The sequence below is a fragment of the Pedobacter sp. PLR genome (assembly GCF_026239675.1).
Classification (GTDB): Bacteria; Bacteroidota; Bacteroidia; order Sphingobacteriales; family Sphingobacteriaceae; genus Pedobacter.
The window spans coordinates 313,927-333,117 of the sequence record NZ_JAPIVQ010000005.1; the positions used below are offsets into that span (position 1 = coordinate 313,927).

At 41.4% G+C, this 19,191-nt stretch carries 18 protein-coding genes; 7 read left to right on the forward strand and 11 right to left on the reverse strand.

What is annotated here, in order from left to right:
• Positions 1-27 precede the first annotated feature (27 nt).
• A complete protein-coding gene (locus tag OQX61_RS14420; protein WP_265842455.1) occupies positions 28-456 on the reverse strand; it encodes a hypothetical protein in 429 nt (142 codons plus the stop codon).
• A gap of 374 nt (positions 457-830) precedes the next feature.
• Here OQX61_RS14420 and OQX61_RS14425 point away from each other — a divergent pair, with 374 nt between their 5' ends.
• Complete coding sequence (locus OQX61_RS14425) at positions 831-1,325, forward strand: SRPBCC family protein (RefSeq protein ID WP_265842456.1); 495 nt, start codon at positions 831-833, stop codon at positions 1,323-1,325.
• A gap of 309 nt (positions 1,326-1,634) precedes the next feature.
• Here OQX61_RS14425 and OQX61_RS14430 read toward each other — a convergent pair whose 3' ends face one another.
• From OQX61_RS14430 to OQX61_RS14465, 8 genes are all read right to left on the reverse strand, one after another.
• Positions 1,635-2,087 carry an AraC family transcriptional regulator gene (locus tag OQX61_RS14430; RefSeq protein WP_265842457.1) on the reverse strand — a complete coding sequence of 151 codons (453 nt, stop codon included), beginning with the start codon at positions 2,085-2,087 and terminating at the stop codon, positions 1,635-1,637.
• Positions 2,088-2,613: 526 nt separating this feature from the next.
• On the reverse strand, positions 2,614-3,384 hold the full coding sequence (locus OQX61_RS14435) for an SDR family oxidoreductase (protein WP_265842458.1): 771 nt from the start codon (positions 3,382-3,384) through the stop codon (positions 2,614-2,616).
• A 14-nt stretch (positions 3,385-3,398) separates the two neighbouring features.
• Positions 3,399-3,815: an L-rhamnose mutarotase gene (locus tag OQX61_RS14440; RefSeq protein WP_265842459.1), complete on the reverse strand. Its 417-nt coding sequence runs from the start codon at positions 3,813-3,815 to the stop codon at positions 3,399-3,401.
• Positions 3,816-3,818: 3 nt separating this feature from the next.
• Positions 3,819-5,462, reverse strand: coding sequence for a sodium:solute symporter (locus OQX61_RS14445; RefSeq protein ID WP_265842460.1), 1,644 nt, complete (start codon positions 5,460-5,462; stop codon positions 3,819-3,821).
• 13 nt (positions 5,463-5,475) lie between these two features.
• Positions 5,476-6,705 carry an enolase C-terminal domain-like protein gene (locus tag OQX61_RS14450; RefSeq protein WP_265842461.1) on the reverse strand — a complete coding sequence of 410 codons (1,230 nt, stop codon included), beginning with the start codon at positions 6,703-6,705 and terminating at the stop codon, positions 5,476-5,478.
• A gap of 15 nt (positions 6,706-6,720) precedes the next feature.
• On the reverse strand, positions 6,721-8,040 hold the full coding sequence (locus OQX61_RS14455) for an alpha-L-fucosidase (protein ID WP_265842462.1): 1,320 nt from the start codon (positions 8,038-8,040) through the stop codon (positions 6,721-6,723).
• Positions 8,041-8,240: 200 nt separating this feature from the next.
• Entirely contained in the window at positions 8,241-9,224 is a 984-nt protein-coding gene (locus OQX61_RS14460; protein ID WP_265842463.1) for an aldo/keto reductase, read from the reverse strand.
• An 11-nt stretch (positions 9,225-9,235) separates the two neighbouring features.
• Positions 9,236-9,730: a nuclear transport factor 2 family protein gene (locus OQX61_RS14465; protein ID WP_265842464.1), complete on the reverse strand. Its 495-nt coding sequence runs from the start codon at positions 9,728-9,730 to the stop codon at positions 9,236-9,238.
• Positions 9,731-9,929: 199 nt separating this feature from the next.
• Here OQX61_RS14465 and OQX61_RS14470 point away from each other — a divergent pair, with 199 nt between their 5' ends.
• From OQX61_RS14470 to OQX61_RS14480, 3 genes are read left to right on the forward strand one after another with little or no spacing between them, the layout of a single operon-like run.
• Positions 9,930-10,613 carry a phosphonatase-like hydrolase gene (locus tag OQX61_RS14470; protein WP_265842465.1) on the forward strand — a complete coding sequence of 228 codons (684 nt, stop codon included), beginning with the start codon at positions 9,930-9,932 and terminating at the stop codon, positions 10,611-10,613.
• A 60-nt stretch (positions 10,614-10,673) separates the two neighbouring features.
• Positions 10,674-11,759: a zinc-binding dehydrogenase gene (locus OQX61_RS14475; RefSeq protein ID WP_265842467.1), complete on the forward strand. Its 1,086-nt coding sequence runs from the start codon at positions 10,674-10,676 to the stop codon at positions 11,757-11,759.
• On the forward strand, positions 11,752-12,999 hold the full coding sequence (locus OQX61_RS14480; protein ID WP_265842468.1) for an MFS transporter: 1,248 nt from the start codon (positions 11,752-11,754) through the stop codon (positions 12,997-12,999). Before OQX61_RS14475 ends, OQX61_RS14480 begins: the two co-directional genes overlap by 8 nt.
• Here OQX61_RS14480 and OQX61_RS14485 read toward each other — a convergent pair.
• Complete coding sequence (locus OQX61_RS14485; RefSeq protein WP_265842469.1) at positions 12,966-13,463, reverse strand: hypothetical protein; 498 nt, start codon at positions 13,461-13,463, stop codon at positions 12,966-12,968. The genes OQX61_RS14480 and OQX61_RS14485 overlap by 34 nt on opposite strands.
• 249 nt (positions 13,464-13,712) lie before the next feature.
• Between OQX61_RS14485 and OQX61_RS14490 the strand changes: the two genes are divergently transcribed.
• The 3 genes from OQX61_RS14490 (at position 13,713) to OQX61_RS14500 (ending at position 17,326) form a co-directional block, all read left to right on the forward strand.
• Positions 13,713-14,924 (forward strand): metallophosphoesterase, encoded by a 1,212-nt coding sequence (locus tag OQX61_RS14490; protein WP_265842470.1) that lies wholly within the window; start codon positions 13,713-13,715, stop codon positions 14,922-14,924.
• A gap of 98 nt (positions 14,925-15,022) precedes the next feature.
• Positions 15,023-16,213 (forward strand): GTP-binding protein, encoded by a 1,191-nt coding sequence (locus OQX61_RS14495; RefSeq protein ID WP_265842471.1) that lies wholly within the window; start codon positions 15,023-15,025, stop codon positions 16,211-16,213.
• Between the two features lie 276 nt (positions 16,214-16,489).
• A complete protein-coding gene (locus tag OQX61_RS14500) occupies positions 16,490-17,326 on the forward strand; it encodes a DUF6266 family protein (RefSeq protein ID WP_265842472.1) in 837 nt (278 codons plus the stop codon).
• 155 nt (positions 17,327-17,481) lie between these two features.
• Here OQX61_RS14500 and OQX61_RS14505 read toward each other — a convergent pair whose 3' ends face one another.
• Positions 17,482-19,167 carry a sodium/sugar symporter gene (locus OQX61_RS14505; protein ID WP_265842473.1) on the reverse strand — a complete coding sequence of 562 codons (1,686 nt, stop codon included), beginning with the start codon at positions 19,165-19,167 and terminating at the stop codon, positions 17,482-17,484.
• Between the last annotated feature and the right edge of the window lie 24 nt (positions 19,168-19,191).

A 19,191-nucleotide genomic window follows, 5' to 3' on the forward strand; every position in this document is an offset into this window, starting at 1 on the left:
CATAAATCCAGGATAAACCTGTTTACGCTACAGATGCTGTTTGAGGCTAATATATTCCATCTTAAAGCCGTCATAAACGTTATCAGCAATGATTAAGGTGTCATTTCGCAACGAAATGACACTGTTTTTATCAGGTTGACTTGATGTCGGGTTGAAACGAATCGCAAGATCTTCTTTCCCTGAGTAGATGCTCTTAGCCTTATAAAGTTCATAAGATCCTTGTTCGGAAACCTGATCATTTATCTTTTGCTGGTAACGAAACCCATTTTTAAATTGAAGGATATGATTCAGTTTCGGATCGGCTTTTTCGTGTTTGCCCGCGTATCCACCACTTTTACCAATATATTTCCATTCGCCGAGGAGCCTGTCCTCCAGCTGAGGGCCCCGAGGGGGTTTTCTGCAAGTTGCAGAACTGAGTAGCAAGATGACCATAAGGGAATAGAAAACAGCTTTCATAATGAAGATTTTTTAAGGATGAACTGCAGGTGCTTTTTGTCTCATTCTTTAAAATATAATGCAAATACAGCCATGGCAAGTAATACCAACAGGACTGCAGCGACCATTATCCAAATGCTTACTGAGCTGGCAGCAGTCGCATAAGCTAATCTAAACAGCATGGCTGAAGCTGCTAAAAGCAGGAGTGATATACCCATTTTTCGCTTGTTCCTATCCAGCATGCTATTCGTTCCTTTTGATAAAAACAATTAAAACCTCAAATGGTTCAGTTTTTCAGCAGTAGGGTATGTCATTTTATCAATAATTAAAATCAATTTGAGGTTAAGCTTGTTTTTAATTACTAATCCTGGAAAATCAAATAATACGGGTAAGTTATGGAACAAAAAAACGAACGAATAGATTCTGCTTCGAGAATTATCAAGGCACCGGTACATCGCATCTATCTTGCATTTTTAGACCCCATGGCTATTGTCAAATGGCGGCCACCTTCCGGGATGGAATGCGAGATTTATGAGTTTGAACCACATGTAGGGGGTAAATACCGGATGGCCTTCAAATATATAAATGCTGAACAGGGAGTTGAGGGGAAAACAACTGTTGGTTCGGATGTTTTTCAGGGGACGTTTGTTGAACTTGTCCCGGATCGAAAAATAGTTGAGCGGATTAAATTTAAGTCTGATGATCCGGTCTACGACAAAGAAATGACGATTACCACCAGGTTGACGCCGGTTAGCGAAGGAACCGAAGTTACCATTATCGCTGAAGATGTGCCGGAAGCCATCAAAAAAGAAGACCATGATGAAGGTATGCAATCTTCACTGGAGAATCTTGCGCAATTTACAGAGTTTGAAAACAGAATCTCTTCCTGAGTATGTAATCGCATTGTCCATCATAAACGTTTCTTAATCTATTTCTTCAAATAGGCCTTTCAGATAGATTTGGTTTACTAACCAAACTATATTCGTTATGATGGGTTCTTACCGCGACGATCGTTTTTACGCCAACAACCGGTCCTCTGGTTTTCCTGGATAAAATGTATTTTATGCCGATACAACAAAGCGAAATCAGTAAGAATGGATTTTTGCTGCAAAGCCCAAATTGGTAAAATTGTTAATCTCACCCGTACTTTAAGTACTTTGCTTAAAGTACGGGTTTTTTAATAATGTATATTTTGGGTTTTAATTCCCGATTTTATTTATTTTTCGGTAAGCGACCGGCGACATCCCCATCACTTTATTAAAAATCCTTGAGAAATAATAAGGGTCTGAATACCCGATACCGGAAGCTATTACTTTTATCCGAAGATCTGATAAGGCTAAAAGCTGACAAGCTTTCTGTAGTTTCAATTGTATAAAATAGTCGATTGCCGATATCCCTGTTTTCTTTCTGAATAAATTCTGGAAATGGGAAACAGAATAAGAGAATTCAACAGCTAAATCTTCAACAGTCAGCTTTTTAGCCAAATTGGCTTTCATATAATCAATAATTTTATCTGTTAATTCCGGATTAGAAACAGAGACCAATTCGGTGTTTTTCTTTGGAAATAGAAAATTAGCGATAAAATAATATAAGGTTAAATTAGCATAAATTAGATTTTCAGCACTATACCCATTTTCTAAGCTATTGTACATAATGTTCCAGAGCTTTATTTTGTGCTCATCAAAAGGGATTGTTTTGGGAGCTAGGAAGCTGCAGATGGAGAGGGAATCATTTAGGTCTGGTAATTTGCTCCCCGTAAAATGAACCCAGTAAATTGTCCAGGGATCAGCAGGGGATGATGAATATTGTACATGCTGATCGGTTGCCGGTATGATAAAAAATTCATTCGGCCCGACCTGATGTTGCGCTGTTCCAATACTAAATGAACCTTTGCCGTCTACACAATAAATAAGGATATTATCGGAACAACCTTTAGGCCTGTTCCGATAATGTCCTTCGGCTTTTGGGAAGTAGCCTATATGAGTAATGTATAATGAATTTAAGAAATTTCTGCTTTCACTATTACGTTCATGTATGAATTTGGGTAAGCTAATTAGCTTTTCACCATTAAAGCCATCTTTCTTTTTTTTAGCTACTTTCATATCTCGTTATGATTCCTTTTTTTGCTGAAAATAGCAAAATAGTTTTTGAATCTCTGTGAATTAGAAGCGCAATAGGTTAGTAATTTCTTCTATACCCCAATTCTGCGCCACCGCTTACTGCTAATGTAGTCCCCGTGATGAACCTCGCCTTATCCGAAAGAAGAAATACACAGGCATCCGCAATGGCATCTCCCTCCGGGCAATAGCCCAACGGATGGATGTCGTCCAGGTATTTTTCAATAGAACCAGAGTTGGGTTGTTCCTGACTCCATTTACGTAACATTGGGGTCCATACTCCGGCAGGCATCACTGCATTGACACGGATTTTGTCTTTTGCATAATCCAATGCCATGGATTTGGTTAAAGCATTCATGCCTCCTTTTGTGGCCGTATAAGCGGCATGGTTCTCCTGGCCAATGTCGCCTACTAAGCTACTGGTATTGAGGATGCAACCCTTGCTTTTTTTGAGCGCTTCATAACCGAACCTGGTAGTCAGTAAAACGCTTTTTAAATTTACATTCATTAGGTTCTCCCATTCTTCGTCACTGGTTTCGTGCAAAGGTTTAGAAGGAGAGGCAATGCCTGCATTGTTGTGGATGGCGTCTATTCTGCCATATTTATCCAGGGTTTTCTGTATGGCATTTTCTACTTGTGAAGCACTGGATACATTGCAGGTGATGCCCATATGTTTTGAGCCTAACATGGCTATGGCTGCTGCGACAGGCCCTGATGGATAGGCTGCGATGACTACAATAGCCCCTTCTTTTGCATAGCTTTTTGCGCATTCCAAACCAATACCCATGGATCCACCAGTGAGGAAAATAACTTTATCAGATAATAATTGCATGTGTTTTTGTATACTTAATTTGTGTGGAAGACTTCCTCCATTGGGGTCCATATTTCGTGCTTTGCTGCAGCTTCCGGCAATGGTTGCTGACAAGGGTCAGTTTCTTTCCACCAACGTTGTGTGTTGGGGTCAGCCGCCATCTTTTTCATGTCTCCATCAAAATCTGCTCCTGTATGTTCAAAATAGCTGAACAGGTAATATTCGTTGTTTATTTTCTGGAGGTAAATGGAGTAGTTCTCGATATGACAGTCTTTTATTTTTTTCAAAACCTCCGGCCAGGCATTTGCATGCAATGCTTTATAGGCCTTCAGTTGATCAGCTTTTAATCCGGTTACCGAAGCAAAGCGTTTTACATCGTGGGTTTTGTTTTCTTTTTGGCAGCCGCACAGGAGAAATCCTGACAACAATACCATGATCATACTTAATTTCATTTTCTATCTGAATATATAATATAAGACACCCGTAACAGTTAGCAGGAGGGCAGAGAGTACTTTGTAATTTCCAAGTCCTTTCCATGCCGGACCTTGTAGCGGCTCCCATGGCGTTTTCCAATATAGTTTGGAACTTTCTGAAGTATGTTGAACTGGATATACATAAGAAAAAACAACCTGAATGACCACGCAGGTAATGAACAGGTAAAAAGCCATCATCATGAAAGGGATATGCCCAATCAGTGATTCAGGGAAAACTTTGTTAATGATAAATACAATTACTCCCAATGCGGAGCCAATCCAAAGGGTCAATTTTGCCGATGCAGCGGAAGCGCCTTTCCAAAAAACACCTAATAAAAACACACAGGTAATAGGGGGTGCAATGTGGGCGATGATGTCATTGATTCCGCTGAAAATACTTTCATATCTATTGAGCAAAGGCAATAAGCCAAGAGAAAACACCAGGGCAATTCCGGCGGCAATTTTCCCTATGCGGATCAGCTGTTTATCTGTCGCAGCAGGGCGGTAACGCTGATACATATCGTAACTGACCATGGTAGATATGGAGTTCAGCGCTCCCGAAACCTGACTCATCAATCCGGACAATAAAGCGGCAACGAGCACGCCCACCAATCCGGAAGGTAATAACTGGGTAATCATCAAGGTATAAATCCCCTTTGAATTCACATTTCCTTTGTCATCTAAACCCAGACTGCTGATATCCAGATGTCCTGTTTTGGAAAGGGTATAGGCAAATAGTCCGGGCAAGACAAAGATGAAGACCGGTAATAATTTAATGAAACCACAAAACAGCGGCCCGATGCGGGCATGATTCTCATCTTTAGCGCCCAGTACCCGCTGCACAATTGTTTGATCTGCACACCAATACCAAATGCCCAAAATCGGGTAACCTAAAAATATGGTATACCAGGGCATTCCACTGCTATCGCCATGAGGACGCAACATGGAAAGTTTATCCATCTGGTCATTTGCTTTAAGGACGTCGGTCATTGGTTCCCAGCCACCCATCTTTTGAAAAGCGGCATAGCTGATGATGAAAGCACCGGCAAGCAGTACCACCGTTTGAATAGACTCCGTAACCACCACCGCTTTTAATCCACCAATAATAGTGTATATCGCGGTAATGACGCAAATGACAATGATGCTGACGTACATATTCAGTCCAAAAAGTGTTTTCAATACGATGCCTCCGGCCAGCATAGAAAAGGCAATATGGATAATGATCGCAGAAACGACAGAAATGATCGCAAGCCAATCCCGACTGGATCTATCGTACCGTTTTTCGAGGAAATCTGGCAGTGTTGCGACTCCGGATTTGATATAAAAGGGGACAAAGAATAAAGAAAGCAGAATCAAGGTGAATGCAGCCATCCATTCAAAATTTCCATTGAGTAAACCGCTGTCAAAACCGCTTTGCGCCAGACTAACCAAATGCACGGTAGAGATGTTGGTGGCAAATAGTGCGAGTCCGATTGCAGGCCATTTTAAGGTTTTACCAGCCAGAAAATATTCACCGGCAGCATTTGCTTTGCTCTTGCGGCGATGACTGATTCCAGCCCAGAGACCCACAGCCAGAATGCCGAGAATGTATATAATGCTGATGCCTAAGTCGAGTGAATTTAACATGTCGTTTTCCGGATTAATTCAATGATTTTAAATCGCAGCTGCTTCCAGGTTCCATGGGAGTCTGATATACGCCACCTTCAATTTTGACAGGATGAACGAAATGTTGCTGTAAATGCGGAATATGCTCCAGGAACAAGGCTTCATGGCCCATAGAAATGTGGTTAAACAAAACCAGGTGTTGGTGCAACTGCCCCATATCACCCACATGCGGAACCACAGGGATATTGAATTTACGACAGAGCAAGCTGACCGTAATAAACTCACTGACACCACCCACGCGAACGGCATCAACCTGCATGAAGCCAGCAGATCCGGTTTGCAGATAATTCTTAAAAATAATGCGGTTAGGCACATGCTCTCCTAAAGCAAGCTTAGTAGGTGCAATGGCTTTTGCCAAAGTTGCATGAGCAAGGACATCATCAGGATGGGTAGGTTCCTCAATCCAGTAAGGGTTCATACTTTGTAATTCTTTACAGATCTTAATTGCTTGTGGTAAGGTCCATTGCTGGTTGGCATCCAACATCACTTTGATGTCTGCTCCGGCTACTTCGCGAACAATATGCGCCCTGCGAATGTCGCGCTCCGGATCAGTACTGCCTACTTTTAACTTCATGGCAGTAAAACCTTCCGCTACCGCTTTCTTGCAGTTTTCACGGACTTTTTCATCGGGGTAATTAAACCAGCCAATAGAAGTGTCATACCCGGGATATCCCGCCTCAATAATACCAAGACGCTCAGATTTGCTGTTGATGTTGCTTTGCAATAAAACCAGGGCCTGTTCCCGTGTCAGTTCATCTTCCAGATAGGAGAGGTCCAAAGTATTCAGGATCTCCTGAGCGCTTAAGTCAGTCAGGAGTTTCCATAAAGGGACTCCTCTCTTTTTTGCCCATAAATCATAACAGGCATTCGTTACTGAGGCTAGCGCGAGATGTACTACTCCTTTATGAGGACCCAGCCAGCGGAATTGTTGCTCATTAGAAAACTGATGGAAAACTGTACCAAAATCAGCCATTAGCGCTTCAATATCTTTTCCTTTAAGTTGTTCCGCATAAAATGCCGCGGCTTTACAAACCAGGTCATTGCCTTCGCCCAGTGTAAAAGCGAAACCTGTACCAATATGGCCACTGTCATCTATTAGATTGGTTACGGCATAAGAATAAATCGGGTCACGGTGAATGGCATCACTACCAGCACCTTTGCCCAGAGGGAATCGCGCGTCGTTAATTTGTATCTTCGTAATCATGGTTCAGGCTGTGGTTTAAGAGATTACAGGAAGTTTTTCTGCGTTTGTATTGAGCTCCAATACAATCACTGAATCATCTGTATTCGGGAGTTGTTCAGGTAATTGAAGCGTAATGCTTCCGGCAGCATCCTGACGATGGTTGATTTTACCACCTTTTAACAAATAAGCCTTGTTAATTTTAACTCCTTTTAATGCAGGTAAGGTTAAATCAGCAGATTTTCTTTCAAAAACATGGACATAAAGCTTATTGCCTTTACGTGTGGTTGCAAAAACCTCAGTCGGTTTAAAAGGACCTCCTTTAGTGCCATAAACACTTTCACCATAGTTGTTTAACCAGTCGCCCATCTCTTTTAGTCTGTTGATCTGGCGCTGCTCGATTCTACCATCAGCCATCGGACCAACGTTAAACAATAGGTTTCCATTTCCTCCAGACGTTTTAGCCAAAGTCTGGATACACTCTTTTAATGTTTTTAGCTTGTCATTCGGTTTCCATGCCCATTGTTGACAAATGGTCATGCAAGTTTCCCATGGATTATTCATGTTCAGCTCCCCGATTTTTTGTTCCGGAGTAGCATAGTCTCCGAGAATTTCAGGACCCAATTTTGGGTGGCTACCAGGCTGGCCTCCGCCAATTCTATTGTTAATGATCACATCAGGATCTAATTTTTTAAGAAAAGTATAAATATCTGCCCCATACTCGTTTTTCCATGGACTTTCCCAATTGCCGTCAAACCAAAGCATATAAGGTTGATATTGGGTGACAATTTCCTGTAACTGGTTTTTCATGGTAGTCACAAATTTGGTCATATCGGCTTTTGGATCCGGGTTTTTTCCATCAGGGAGATGGATCGGATAATTGGGGTCATGCCAATCTAGTACGGTAAAGTAAACGCAAAATTTGATATCATACTTTTTACAGGCCTTAGCCAACTCACCCACAATATCTTTTTTGTAAGGAGAATTCATGATGTTATAATCCGAGAATTTTGTCGGCCAAAGACAAAACCCATCGTGGTGTTTAGCAGTAATGGTTAGGTATTTCATCCCGGCATCTTTAGCTGTTTTTACCCAGGTTTCTGCATCAAATAAAACTGGATTAAACTCTTTATATAAATTGTCATATTCTTGCATTGGTACATTGGTGCCTCTGCTCCAGCCAATCTCTGTTCCACGTAAAGCCACCGGTCCCCAGTGGATAAACATGCCGAATCGCTGATCCATAAAGTCGTTTAAAACGGCTTCTGATGTTTTTACAGCTGGACTAACCGTTGCGGTCTGTGCATGGCTTCGATAAAACAAGGAAAGTAATACCAACAGGTTAAAAAGATACTTCATGGTGTTTCGGTTTATATTTGGTTTAAGAAAGACTAAATTATTGTCTTTATGCCTATCGAACAATGAATTATTCTTTGTTTTTGATGGATTATCATACGATTTGTATTGCAATCTGAAATATGAGCACATACAAATAAAGCCCCCTCTTAAACATGTTAAAAGGAGGTTCCTGTATTTTCAATGCGATTAGTTCATTTTGGTTATTTTCCTACTCTTTTTTGTAGGTGCTCAGGGTAACGCGCACCTATAATTTGTATTTGTTGAGCGGCTTTTTCTATTTGTTGTAAATCATCAGTACTCAGAATTACTTCTGTCGCGGCAATGTTTTCTTCCAGGCGATGTAGTTTCGTGGTCCCTGGGATCGGAACGATCCATGATTTTTGTGCCCAAAGCCAGGCTAAGGCAATTTGTGCAGGTGTAGCATTTTTCCCGGTGGCAATGGTGTTCAGTAATTCTACCATTGCCTGATTGGCTTTACGAGCCTCAGCTGAAAATCTAGGAACAATATTACGGAAGTCACTTTTCTCAAATTTCGTGTTTTCATCAATCTTTCCGGTCAGGAAACCTTTACCCAAAGGGCTGAACGGTACAAAGCCAATACCCAGTTCTTCCAATGCCGGAAGTAGTTCCAATTCCGGTTCTCTCCACCAGAGGGAATATTCACTTTGTACTGCAGTAACCGGTTGTACCGCGTGAGCACTGCGGATACTTTTTACACCAGCTTCAGACAGCCCGAAATGTTTCACTTTTCCTTCCTGAATCAGCTCTTTTACTGTGCCCGCGACCTCCTCCATGGGCACATTCGGGTCAACACGGTGTTGATAAAACAGATCAATTGATTCCACATTTAACCTTTTTAAGGAGGCTTCAGCTACGGCCCTTATGCTCGCCGGACTACTATCCAATCCCTTGGTTGAATCACCATTTTGAAAGCCAAACTTTGTAGCAATGACTACTTTATTGCGAAATGGTGCCAGTGCTTCGCCAAGAAGTTCTTCGTTCGTAAAGGGGCCATAACATTCAGCAGTATCAAAAAAGGTAATGCCCTTTTCAACAGCGGCATGTAACAGCGCAATCATTTCTTTTTTGTCCTGTGCATGGCCATAGCCAAAGCTCATACCCATACAGCCCAGGCCCATTGCAGATACCTGAAGACCGTTAGTTCCTAATATTCTATTTTTCATAGTAGTTGTATTTAATTGGAAACGGTATGTAGATTAACCAATTTCCAGTGGTTGTTGCTTTTAATATAAACCTCGGTGTAAATTAAATTGTAATTACTGCCATTGTTAAGGGTAAAACGGATTTTCCCTATCAGTACAGCCGTGTCTCCGTAGACTTTCAGCGACCGCTCTTTTTGCTCGATTTTATGATACACAAAGTTTTTGGCCCTCATTTTTTTAATCCATTCCGATTTTGTATTGAGCTGGATGAACATCAATTCAGCCTCAAAAAAATCTTCTGCCGGCTCTACTTTTTCTGCTGTCTCCCGGGGGAATATTTCCTGTGATAAACTGAGGATTTCACGCTCAGCCTTTGATTGTGCCGCTAATTGGTTTAGAGGAATTAAGGTCATGATGAATAGTGCTTTCTCCAATTTTTCATAGCAAGATTGCTTTTGATACAAGTTTACAGATTCCGGTACAGATGCAATCATCACCAAACCCAAATCAGTAATATTGGTAAGCAATGCCGTAATCTGTATAACGATCCGCCCCACTATTATCCGTCATTTAGTTCTTTTATGGCTCCTGATATATAGATGATTTAACACAAATTTAACACAATTCTAGCGGTGGTTACTTAAATAAAGTTTAGTTTTGCTAAACATTGTTTACAAATAATAGCGCTTTACATGGAACAATTATATACTAATCTAAATTTCGAATATGAAAGAAAATAAAATAGCAATGGTGGTTTTTGATATGGCTGGAACCACAGTGAATGAAGACAATCTGGTTTACAAAACACTCAGAAATGCAATCAATGATGCTGGCTTTGACTTCAGTCTTGATGAAGTACTTGCCATGGCTGCTGGTAAAGAAAAAAGGCAGGCCATCCGTTCTGTACTTTCCACTTACGCAGGAATCAATGATGAAGAACTGATCTCAAAGATTTATGATGAATTTATCATTACCCTTACCGATGCCTATGCCAGGGAAGAGATCTTGCCTCAACCAAATGCCACTGCAATCTTTTCAGCGCTTAAAGAAAGGAAAATACTAGCTGTGCTCAACACAGGTTATGACCGTGCTACGGCAAGTTCAATTATTGAAAAACTTGGATGGAAAGAAGGAGTAGACTTCGATGCACTGGTTACCGCTTCTGATGTTGCTGGCAACAGGCCTGATCCGGATATGATTGAGTTTGCAATGAAACGATTCAATATTACAGATAGCAGCAGTGTCGTTAAAGTCGGAGATTCAACAATTGATATCGAAGAGGGGCAGAATGCAGGTTGCGGACTCAGTATCGGGATCACCACAGGCGCACATACAGCTACCCAACTTCAGACAGCTAATCCCGATAAAATCATCAATAACCTAATTGAACTCTTACCACTAATCGATTAATAGAAGATATAGCGATCTTCGGCATTTCCTGCTGATCAATTACATTTTAAAAGAAAATTAATGAAAGCGAAGCTAATGGTATTTATTGGACAAGGGGAACCGATGTCTTTACAGGAACAGACCATCCCTGATTTAAAATCAGGGGAGGTACTCGTTAAAAACCTATACACTTCTATCTGCGGTAGCGATCTGCATACGTACTGTGGATTGCGTCAGGAAAAGGTGCCTACCGTTTTGGGACATGAAATTGTTGGGGAAATCATCTCATTTTCTGAGGATCACCCGCAAACAGATCACCTGGGAAATAAACTGAATCCTGGCGATAGAGTAACCTGGAGCATCTTTTCTTCTGATCCGGATTCTCTGATGTCCAAGGCAGGAATGCCTCAAAAAGGAGAACGGCTTTTTAAATATGGCCATGCACAGGTTACTGCTGAAGATGCACTTCACGGCGGATTATCAACCCATTGTATCCTTAAACCTGGTACTGCTGTCCTTGGAATTTCAAAAGAAGTTCCTTTGCCTGTTGCAGCCATTATAAACTGTGCTGTTGCTACAGTTGCAGGGGCTTTAAGACTTGCAGGTACCCTAAAAGAGAAAACAATACTCATTACAGGTACCGGATTACTAGGGATGGTGTGCGCAGCAATGTGCAAAGATGCCGGCGCTAAATTTATCCATGTGGCCGATATCAATGCGCAGCGTCTGGAACAAGCAACCGGTTTTGGTGCAAATGAAACCCATTTGCTGGCAGATTCCGCGGTTAAACTACCCGGAGGAATTGACATTGCATTCGACATGAGTGGCTCCGCTGATGCGATGGAAAATAGTCTGGATACACTTGCAACAGGAGGAATAGCAGTATGGATAGGGGCTGTATTTAATACCCGAAAAGTACAGATTGACGCGGAATCTGTTGTTCGCAGATTGATTACCATCAAAGGCCTGCACAATTATAATTTTGAAGACTTTGTCTATGCGGTAGACTTTATCAATAGAAACCATCAGGTCTTTCCTTTTGAAAAAGTAGTATCAAAAGAGTTTAGCCTTTTAGAGACAAATGAAGCATTTCAATATGCCGTAGCGCATAAACCACTGCGGGTGGGCATTCATCTAAACCAACAAACAGACCATACCAATGGATAGAAAATATAGGGCACAGCAATGGAAAATGCTGCTGGTTACCATGTTCTGTTACCTGTTTTTCTATACCGGAAGACATAATTTCGGCTGGGCTGCAATGGGAATGGCAGCTGATTTAAATATCCCATATACCACTATAGGCTGGATTAGTTTCTCCATGCTGATCGGCTATTCCTTAGGGCAATTGATCAACGGAAATCTGGCCGATAGATTTAGCGCAAGGTTGATGGTTACCCTGGGCGCATACTTGTCTATTATGACAAATATTGCCATCAGCTTCTCCAGTAGCACTACAATGATCATGATTCTTTGGGCATGCAATGGTTATTTTCAGTCGATGGCCTGGGCACCGGGTGCAAAGTTGATCAACAACTGGTGGAATGAAAGAGAACGTGGGAAAGCCTTTGGATTCTATACCATGGCAGCTGGAATGTCCTCCATGTTAACCTACCTGATCTCCATTGTTTTATTACAACAAGGCTATGAATGGCGTATGCTCTTTAGATTACCTGTACTCTTATTGCTGATATCTGCCACCGTATTCTTGATCCTCGCAAGAGATAAACCAATTGTTAAAGCAGACCCTGATGCTCCGGTAGCACCGGTAATGAACTGGAAAGATCAGTACCGCATGGTATTGCGAAATAAAAAATTCATGATCGCCTGTCTGGGATTTGGATTTGAGAGTATGGCACGTTATGGGCTTATTTTCTGGGTTCCTGTTCATTACCTTGGTAACAACTGGAAGGACAATCCGGGAAACTTATGGGTTACCTTTTTATTACCTGTGGGAATGGCTGCGGGTGCCCTTACATTCGGCATGCTTTCCGACAGCCTGTTCAGAAAGGACAGAATAAAGGCGATTTCTTTTGGGATGCTGGTCAGTGCAGTAATAGCAGTATTGGTCTACATATCTCCCAGTGATAACCTGTGGTTGGGCGGTGGATTGATGTTGCTGGCAGGTTTCTTTGTCTATGGACCACAGGCCTGTTTCTGGCCTTTAAGTCCGGACTTACTTGGAAGCAGTCTTACCGGTACCGGAATAGGTTTTATGAACATGATAGGCTATCTTTTTGCTGCTTTTGGCGAACCCCTGCTCGGTTATGCAATTGATGTTACAGGTGATACAAACAGCATTTTTATAGTAATTGCTGTCCTGTGTTTGTTATCGGCGCTAAGTGTGGCTGCAGTCCGGCGTGTTACCGGACCTCAAAGTTTTGCGCTGTCAATTTCTAAAGAATAACCAGGACGCCCAATCTTATCAGAGCTCATAAAATGACCGCAATTTTCTTTTGATATAGAAGCCAATGAACCATCAGGTCTACGCAGATTTCCTAAGTCCAAAGGGAGTCTGCTTAACTTACCATAAGCAACAACTTTATTTTGTTTCAATACAATTAACTGAACGTATTGATCTCCAGCGGAAACGGTCAAAACCCAGCTTTTTATAGCTGAAAAATTTTCTGCTTTGATTTTATCTATCTGAGCCGGAGCTGCATATGGTGTGATGATCCAGATCAAATCCCAGTCAACATTTATAAGCTTACAAAAATCAATGTTGTTGGTGCCCTTCGTTAAATTTTTAGCGATGCCAGCAGTTTTAACGTTTTCATCAAGGTCGATCACCTGAATTCTGCCGGACTGTTTACAAGCCACGAATTGCAGCATTATTAATAAGGCCAATGATGTAATTTTAATGGAGTTCATACCTGTTGATTTATGGGAGAATTAATAATCTAATATATAGAACTTAATTGTTTTTCATCACCAGTATTGCCGGATTCCTAACCTTGTTCACAAAGCTATAATGGAATTAAATATTATTTTTAATACGCAAACGGTTGCATTTCAAGATGATTTGTAATCATAGTTATTTATAATTAGCATTGTTACGGACAAACAGGGTAAATCCTAAATTATAACAGTACCATAACAACCTTTAACCAACCAAACCGCATGAAAGAGAATTTATTGAAAGAAAACAGAAGAAGCTTTCTGAAGGGTGGACTTGTCCTTGGTGGACTAACGTTATTAAACCCGGAAAGGGTGATTTCCAGTCCCGTCCCTGATCAATCTGAGGAATTTAAAATTATCACCGGCCCTTATTTACAGACTAATTTTGGCAATAGCATTTCCATTTTATGGATTACCAGTAAAGACAGTTCCAGCTGGGTGGAATATGGTCTTTCTCCCGATCAGCTGGATAAAAAAGCATACGGTAAAAGCGAGATGGGTTTTAAACCTGCAGGCCGGTTAAACTGCGTTAAACTGGAACATCTGAAGCCAGGCATGACCTATCATTATAAAATTGTCTCTAAGGAAATTAAAGATTTTCAGCCTTACAAAATGACTTACGGTGATACCATTTCCGGCAATACCGAAAGTTTCTTAAATACAGACCCTTCAAAAGAGGAAGTTTCCTTCCTGATGTTAAATGATCTTCATGACCGGCCAAAATCTATCCCCCGACTTTTGGATCTGGATAAGGGAAATAAACGTGATTTTATTTTCTTTAACGGAGATATCTTCGACTACCAGGCTGATGAACAACAGATCATAAATAATATGCTGCAACCCTGTGTAGATTACTTTGCCAGAAGTATCCCTTTTGTATATGTCCGTGGAAATCATGAAACCAGAGGTAAATTTGCACGTGATTTTCCTGAATATTTTGATCAGGTCGGGAATACAGCATTCACACTAGGGCCTGTTCGTTTTGTGATTCTGGACACAGGAGAAGACAAGGAAGATTCACATCCTGTATATGCGGGCATTGTAGATTTTGATCAATACAGGGAGGCACAAGCGGTATGGCTGGAAAATGAAATTAACCGCAAGGAGTTTAAAAATGCGCCATTTCGTGTGGTGATGATGCACATTCCTCCCCGTTATTCAGGGGATGCTCATGGGGCTGTTCATTGTACAAAACTATTTGAACCGATCATGAACCGCGGAAAAGTAGACCTGGTATTAAGCGGGCATACCCATAAATATATAGTTCACCAACCTGATAAAAAATTGAACAACTATCCCATTATTATTGGGGGTGGACCTAAGGATGGATTTAGGACCTTGACAAAGATTAAAGCAACTAATAAGCAAATTCAAGTTAGTATGGTTGATGATTCCGGTAAGGAAGTTGGCAGCTATCTGGTGGCAAAGCGCTAAATTGTTGATCCGGTAAAGATTCATGGAAATTCATTCAAATGCAATTAAGTTGCTTTAGTAAATCTAAAAACTTATACTTGCAACTTAATTGCATTTGAATGAATTTAAAGAAACTACCCGTTACTGTACTTAGCGGCTTCCTGGGAAGCGGCAAAACCACCCTGTTAAATTATATCCTCCACAACAAGGAAAACCTGAGGGTGGCCGTTATTGTGAATGATATGAGCGAAGTGAATATCGATGCTCAGGCTGTGAAGAATGAGGGAGCGCTCTCCAGAACGGAAGAAAAACTAGTTGAAATGAGCAACGGCTGCATCTGTTGTACGCTCCGTGAAGATTTAATGATAGAAGTTGAAAAACTCGCCAGAGAAAATCGCTTCGATTATCTGTTAATTGAAAGTACCGGAATTTCTGAGCCGATCCCGGTCGCGCAAACCTTTTCCTTTATTGATGAGGAAAACGGAATAGACCTTTCCCGATTCAGTTATGTAGATACGATGGTGACCGTAGTCGATTGCTTTAACTTTTACAAAGATTTCGGTTCTTTGGAATTATTGAAAGACAGAGCCCTTACCGATATGGAAGGGGATGAGCGGACGATTGTAAACCTGCTGACTGATCAAATCGAGTTTGCCAATGTAATTGTATTGAACAAAAAGGACCTGGTGACAACGGATGAACTAAACCTGTTAAAGGCTGTCCTCCATAAATTAAATCCAGAAGCCAAAATCATTGAAAGCTTGTTTTCCAGAGTGGATCCCAAAGAGCTGTTGAATACAGGTCTGTTTGATTTTAATTCAGCTTCTGAATCAGCAGGCTGGATCAAAGAGTTAAATAGTATTCATCAACCTGAAACGGAGGCCTATGGCATCAGCTCCATGGTATTCAGAGATCAGCGGCCATTTCATCCCAAAAAGTTGATGCATTTTCTGCAAAACGAATTTCCTCCCAATATCATCAGGTCTAAAGGCTTGTTCTGGACAGCCGACCGGCCTAATGATGCGCAAAATTTTTCTCAGGCTGGTGGTTCTTCCAGATTGGAAGATGCGGGAGTATGGTGGTGCAGTATGTCATTTCAGGAACGTATTACTTATGCGGATTTCGTAGAAAATAGAATGATCATTGAAGAAAAATGGGATAAAAACTATGGAGACCGTTTAAATGAAATGGTATTCATCGGTCAGCAGCTCAATAAGGAAACACTTCAGCATCTTTTGGAGAACTGTCTGCTTGATGATTTTGAGTTGAGCGATTTTAAAAATGGAAATTGGGGCATAGCTACTATTTAACTACTGAACAGGCGCGACTTAAATACTAATCTAAATCGAAGAACGGAAGTAGATACGCTAAGATGACGTTATATTATTGTAATTTTTATAAGGATTTTCCAAGTAGGTTGCCAGGGCCCTGACTGGTTAAATTGCCTGCGAAGGATGTCTATGGCTTGAATCAAGCTATTGAAATGTTACTGAAAAATATAACGTCATTATAGAATAATCTTAAATTATCCACTTGTTTATCAGTATTTTAGTTGCTGTCAACTCTGGCAAATTAACCTCTTAATCATGGCTAAATGTACTGTAGGTCCTTTTGGGGCCCCTTCGGGAAAAATAGGAAACACGGTTTTCTATATGTTAAATGGGCAACTGATATGTCGCCTCATTGGTAAACCTGGAAAACCGAGCACCAAACAACTCGGAAACCGACAGGCGATGTCGGTGACCATGGAAGTGCTGAAACCGATGAAGGATTTTATCAATGTCAGTTTTAAGCTGGAAGCGGAAGGGACCCTTAAAAATCCACACAATCTTGCCACCTCTTATAATAAAAAACAAGCTTTAACCGGCGAATACCCTAATATTAAAGTCGATTATAACAAAGTAATCCTCAGTCGCGGAACATTGGAAAAGCCAGTGGATCTGCAAATTAGTAAAGGGACAGATGGCCTGAATCTAAGCTGGGATTCCGGTATTTTGAATAATGCAGGCGAAGATGATATCCTGATGGTGGTGATCAGTCACCCTACAAAAAAACAGGCAAGTACCTTCCTAAACGCTGCTAAAAGAGCAGATGGTAGCTGTTTTATCCCGCTTTACGAAGGATGGAAGATGACCGCGCAAATGGAAGTTTATGTATGCTTTAAATCTTCAAATGAAAAATTAATCTCTGATAGTGCCCATGCGGGCAATCTCAACGGTGCTCCGGAAAGCGAATCAGAAACAGCAGATACAGCAAAATACAATGTTATTAAAGCTCGCTTTGATCAGGTTGCTGCGGATTATGAGCAGAAAAGGATGGACTTTGCGGAGGGAGTTATCGAAACCAAAGCTTTCCGGCACCGGGAAAAAGAATACCGTGTTTTAAAAGAGAAACTGGAACACCTGCCAGGGAAACCTTCCTGAAATTAGAAGAATATTTTTAGTTTAAAATCTTAAAAAGCTAGCATTACAGTGGTTTAATGGCCGGGATTTGCCGAAATATTTGAAAGGCCCAAATTGAATTGGAAATGAAATTCAATTTGGGCCATATTTTAAAATTGTTAGTGGAATAATTCTATTTACCAGAACTTCACATAAAGCGCCATTATGATTAGCAGGGTAAGCATAATCAGCACCATGGTAGAGTTGCTTACTTTAAACATCCCCTTGTCCAGTTCAAATGCTTTTGGATTGACTTTCGGTCCTGCTAAACTCATCAGTATCATGATGAGCATTGTAAATCCGAAGGAAAGACCCATACAGATATGGAAAGGGATCTCATAAGCACCAGCGCCATTTGGATAGGCAGTATATAGAAAAGTATCATTGCCTAATAGCTTCGGGGCGAGCTCGTTGAAAAACACGGAAAATAGAAATCCGGACAACACACCTGCAATTGCGGCGCTTCCTGTGGTTCTCTTCCAGAACATACCCAGAATAAACATGGCGAAAACCCCCGGACTAATAAAGCCGGTGTACTTCTGAATAAAAGTAAATCCACCCGCACCACCGATACCCAGCAAATCATTCCAGGTAAAGAGTACGGCCAGGATCATGGCCACAAATACCGTCGCTCTTCCAACAAAGACAAGCTTCCTTTCGCTGGTCTCCCTGTGGAAATATTTCGCATAAATATCAAGCGTAAAAATGGTAGAAATACTATTCACTTTACCAGCCAGTGAAGCTACAATTGCTGCGGTTAATGCCGCCACAGATAAGCCTTTTAAACCGACAGGGAGGAAGGTTAATACTGCGGAATACGCGCCGTCTTTTCCACCGATAAGTTGAGGTAAATGACCGCCTTTGTACAAAACGTAAGCGGCAATACCTGGTAACATCACGATTAGTGGCATCAGCAACTTTAAGAAACCGGCAAAAAGAATACCTGTTCTGGCTGTTTGCAGGTCTGCACCTAATGCTCTTTGTGTAATGTATTGATTGCAACCCCAGTAATTCAGGTTGATGATCCAGATACCGGCAACATAAGACGCCATTCCGGGGAAAGTCAGGTATTTGCTGATCTCATTCTGGGTAGAGCTGGCAGTAGGTTTAGGTATGATCATTTTAAAATGCTCAGGAGCCTGTTCCATGAGGATATTGAATCCGGCAATGGCATTACTACCAGCGCCAAATTTCTCCCCAACCACGGTAAGTGCGATATAAGTGGTCACCAGACCACCAAAAATCAAGACCGCTACCTGAATCACATCAGTATAGGCCACAACTTTCATCCCGCCGAGCGAAATCATCAATGCAAATACGGCAAGGCCGATCATAATGACATGCAGGTAATCGCCTCCGGTGAGGCCGTTAATGGCTACAGCGCCCAGATAAAGAATAGAGGTCAGGTTGACAAAAACATATAAAAACAACCAGAAAACGGCCATAATCAAGGCCACAGGCTCATTATACCGCGTCTTTAAGAATTGCGGCATGGTATAGATTTTGTTTTTAAGGTATACCGGGATAAACCAAACGGCCACAATGATTAGGGCAATGGCGGCGATCCATTCATAGGCAGCGACAGCTATTCCCAGAAAGAAACCTTCCCCGCTCATGCCGATAAACTGCTCCGCGGAGATGTTAGAGGCAATTAATGAAGCGCCGATAGCCCACCAGGTAAGCGTCCCCTCGGCCAGAAAGAAAGCTTTTGCATCATGTTCTCCCTTTCTACGCTTGCGGTAGATGTAATATCCATAACTGGATACCAAGAGGAAGTAGATGATGAAAACTACATAATCTGTAGTTACTAAACTGTTATTCATAAAATATATTTGGTTAGGTTGGTC

Excerpts from the sequence above, each read along its gene's own strand:
- OQX61_RS14505 (WP_265842473.1), bottom strand. The coding sequence starts at position 19,167 with ATGAATAACAGTTTAGTAACTACAGATTATGTAGTTTTCATCATCTAC.
- OQX61_RS14485 (WP_265842469.1), bottom strand. The coding sequence starts at position 13,463 with ATGAACTCCATTAAAATTACATCATTGGCCTTATTAATAATGCTGCAA.
- OQX61_RS14430 (WP_265842457.1), bottom strand. The coding sequence starts at position 2,087 with ATGTACAATAGCTTAGAAAATGGGTATAGTGCTGAAAATCTAATTTAT.
- OQX61_RS14475 (WP_265842467.1), top strand. The coding sequence starts at position 10,674 with ATGAAAGCGAAGCTAATGGTATTTATTGGACAAGGGGAACCGATGTCT.
- OQX61_RS14450 (WP_265842461.1), bottom strand. The coding sequence starts at position 6,705 with ATGATTACGAAGATACAAATTAACGACGCGCGATTCCCTCTGGGCAAA.
- OQX61_RS14480 (WP_265842468.1), top strand. The coding sequence starts at position 11,752 with ATGGATAGAAAATATAGGGCACAGCAATGGAAAATGCTGCTGGTTACC.
- OQX61_RS14425 (WP_265842456.1), top strand. The coding sequence starts at position 831 with ATGGAACAAAAAAACGAACGAATAGATTCTGCTTCGAGAATTATCAAG.
- OQX61_RS14460 (WP_265842463.1), bottom strand. The coding sequence starts at position 9,224 with ATGAAAAATAGAATATTAGGAACTAACGGTCTTCAGGTATCTGCAATG.
- OQX61_RS14440 (WP_265842459.1), bottom strand. The coding sequence starts at position 3,815 with ATGAAATTAAGTATGATCATGGTATTGTTGTCAGGATTTCTCCTGTGC.
- OQX61_RS14455 (WP_265842462.1), bottom strand. The coding sequence starts at position 8,040 with ATGAAGTATCTTTTTAACCTGTTGGTATTACTTTCCTTGTTTTATCGA.
- OQX61_RS14470 (WP_265842465.1), top strand. The coding sequence starts at position 9,930 with ATGAAAGAAAATAAAATAGCAATGGTGGTTTTTGATATGGCTGGAACC.
- OQX61_RS14435 (WP_265842458.1), bottom strand. The coding sequence starts at position 3,384 with ATGCAATTATTATCTGATAAAGTTATTTTCCTCACTGGTGGATCCATG.
- OQX61_RS14445 (WP_265842460.1), bottom strand. The coding sequence starts at position 5,462 with ATGTTAAATTCACTCGACTTAGGCATCAGCATTATATACATTCTCGGC.
- OQX61_RS14490 (WP_265842470.1), top strand. The coding sequence starts at position 13,713 with ATGAAAGAGAATTTATTGAAAGAAAACAGAAGAAGCTTTCTGAAGGGT.
- OQX61_RS14420 (WP_265842455.1), bottom strand. The coding sequence starts at position 456 with ATGAAAGCTGTTTTCTATTCCCTTATGGTCATCTTGCTACTCAGTTCT.
- OQX61_RS14500 (WP_265842472.1), top strand. The coding sequence starts at position 16,490 with ATGGCTAAATGTACTGTAGGTCCTTTTGGGGCCCCTTCGGGAAAAATA.
- OQX61_RS14495 (WP_265842471.1), top strand. The coding sequence starts at position 15,023 with ATGAATTTAAAGAAACTACCCGTTACTGTACTTAGCGGCTTCCTGGGA.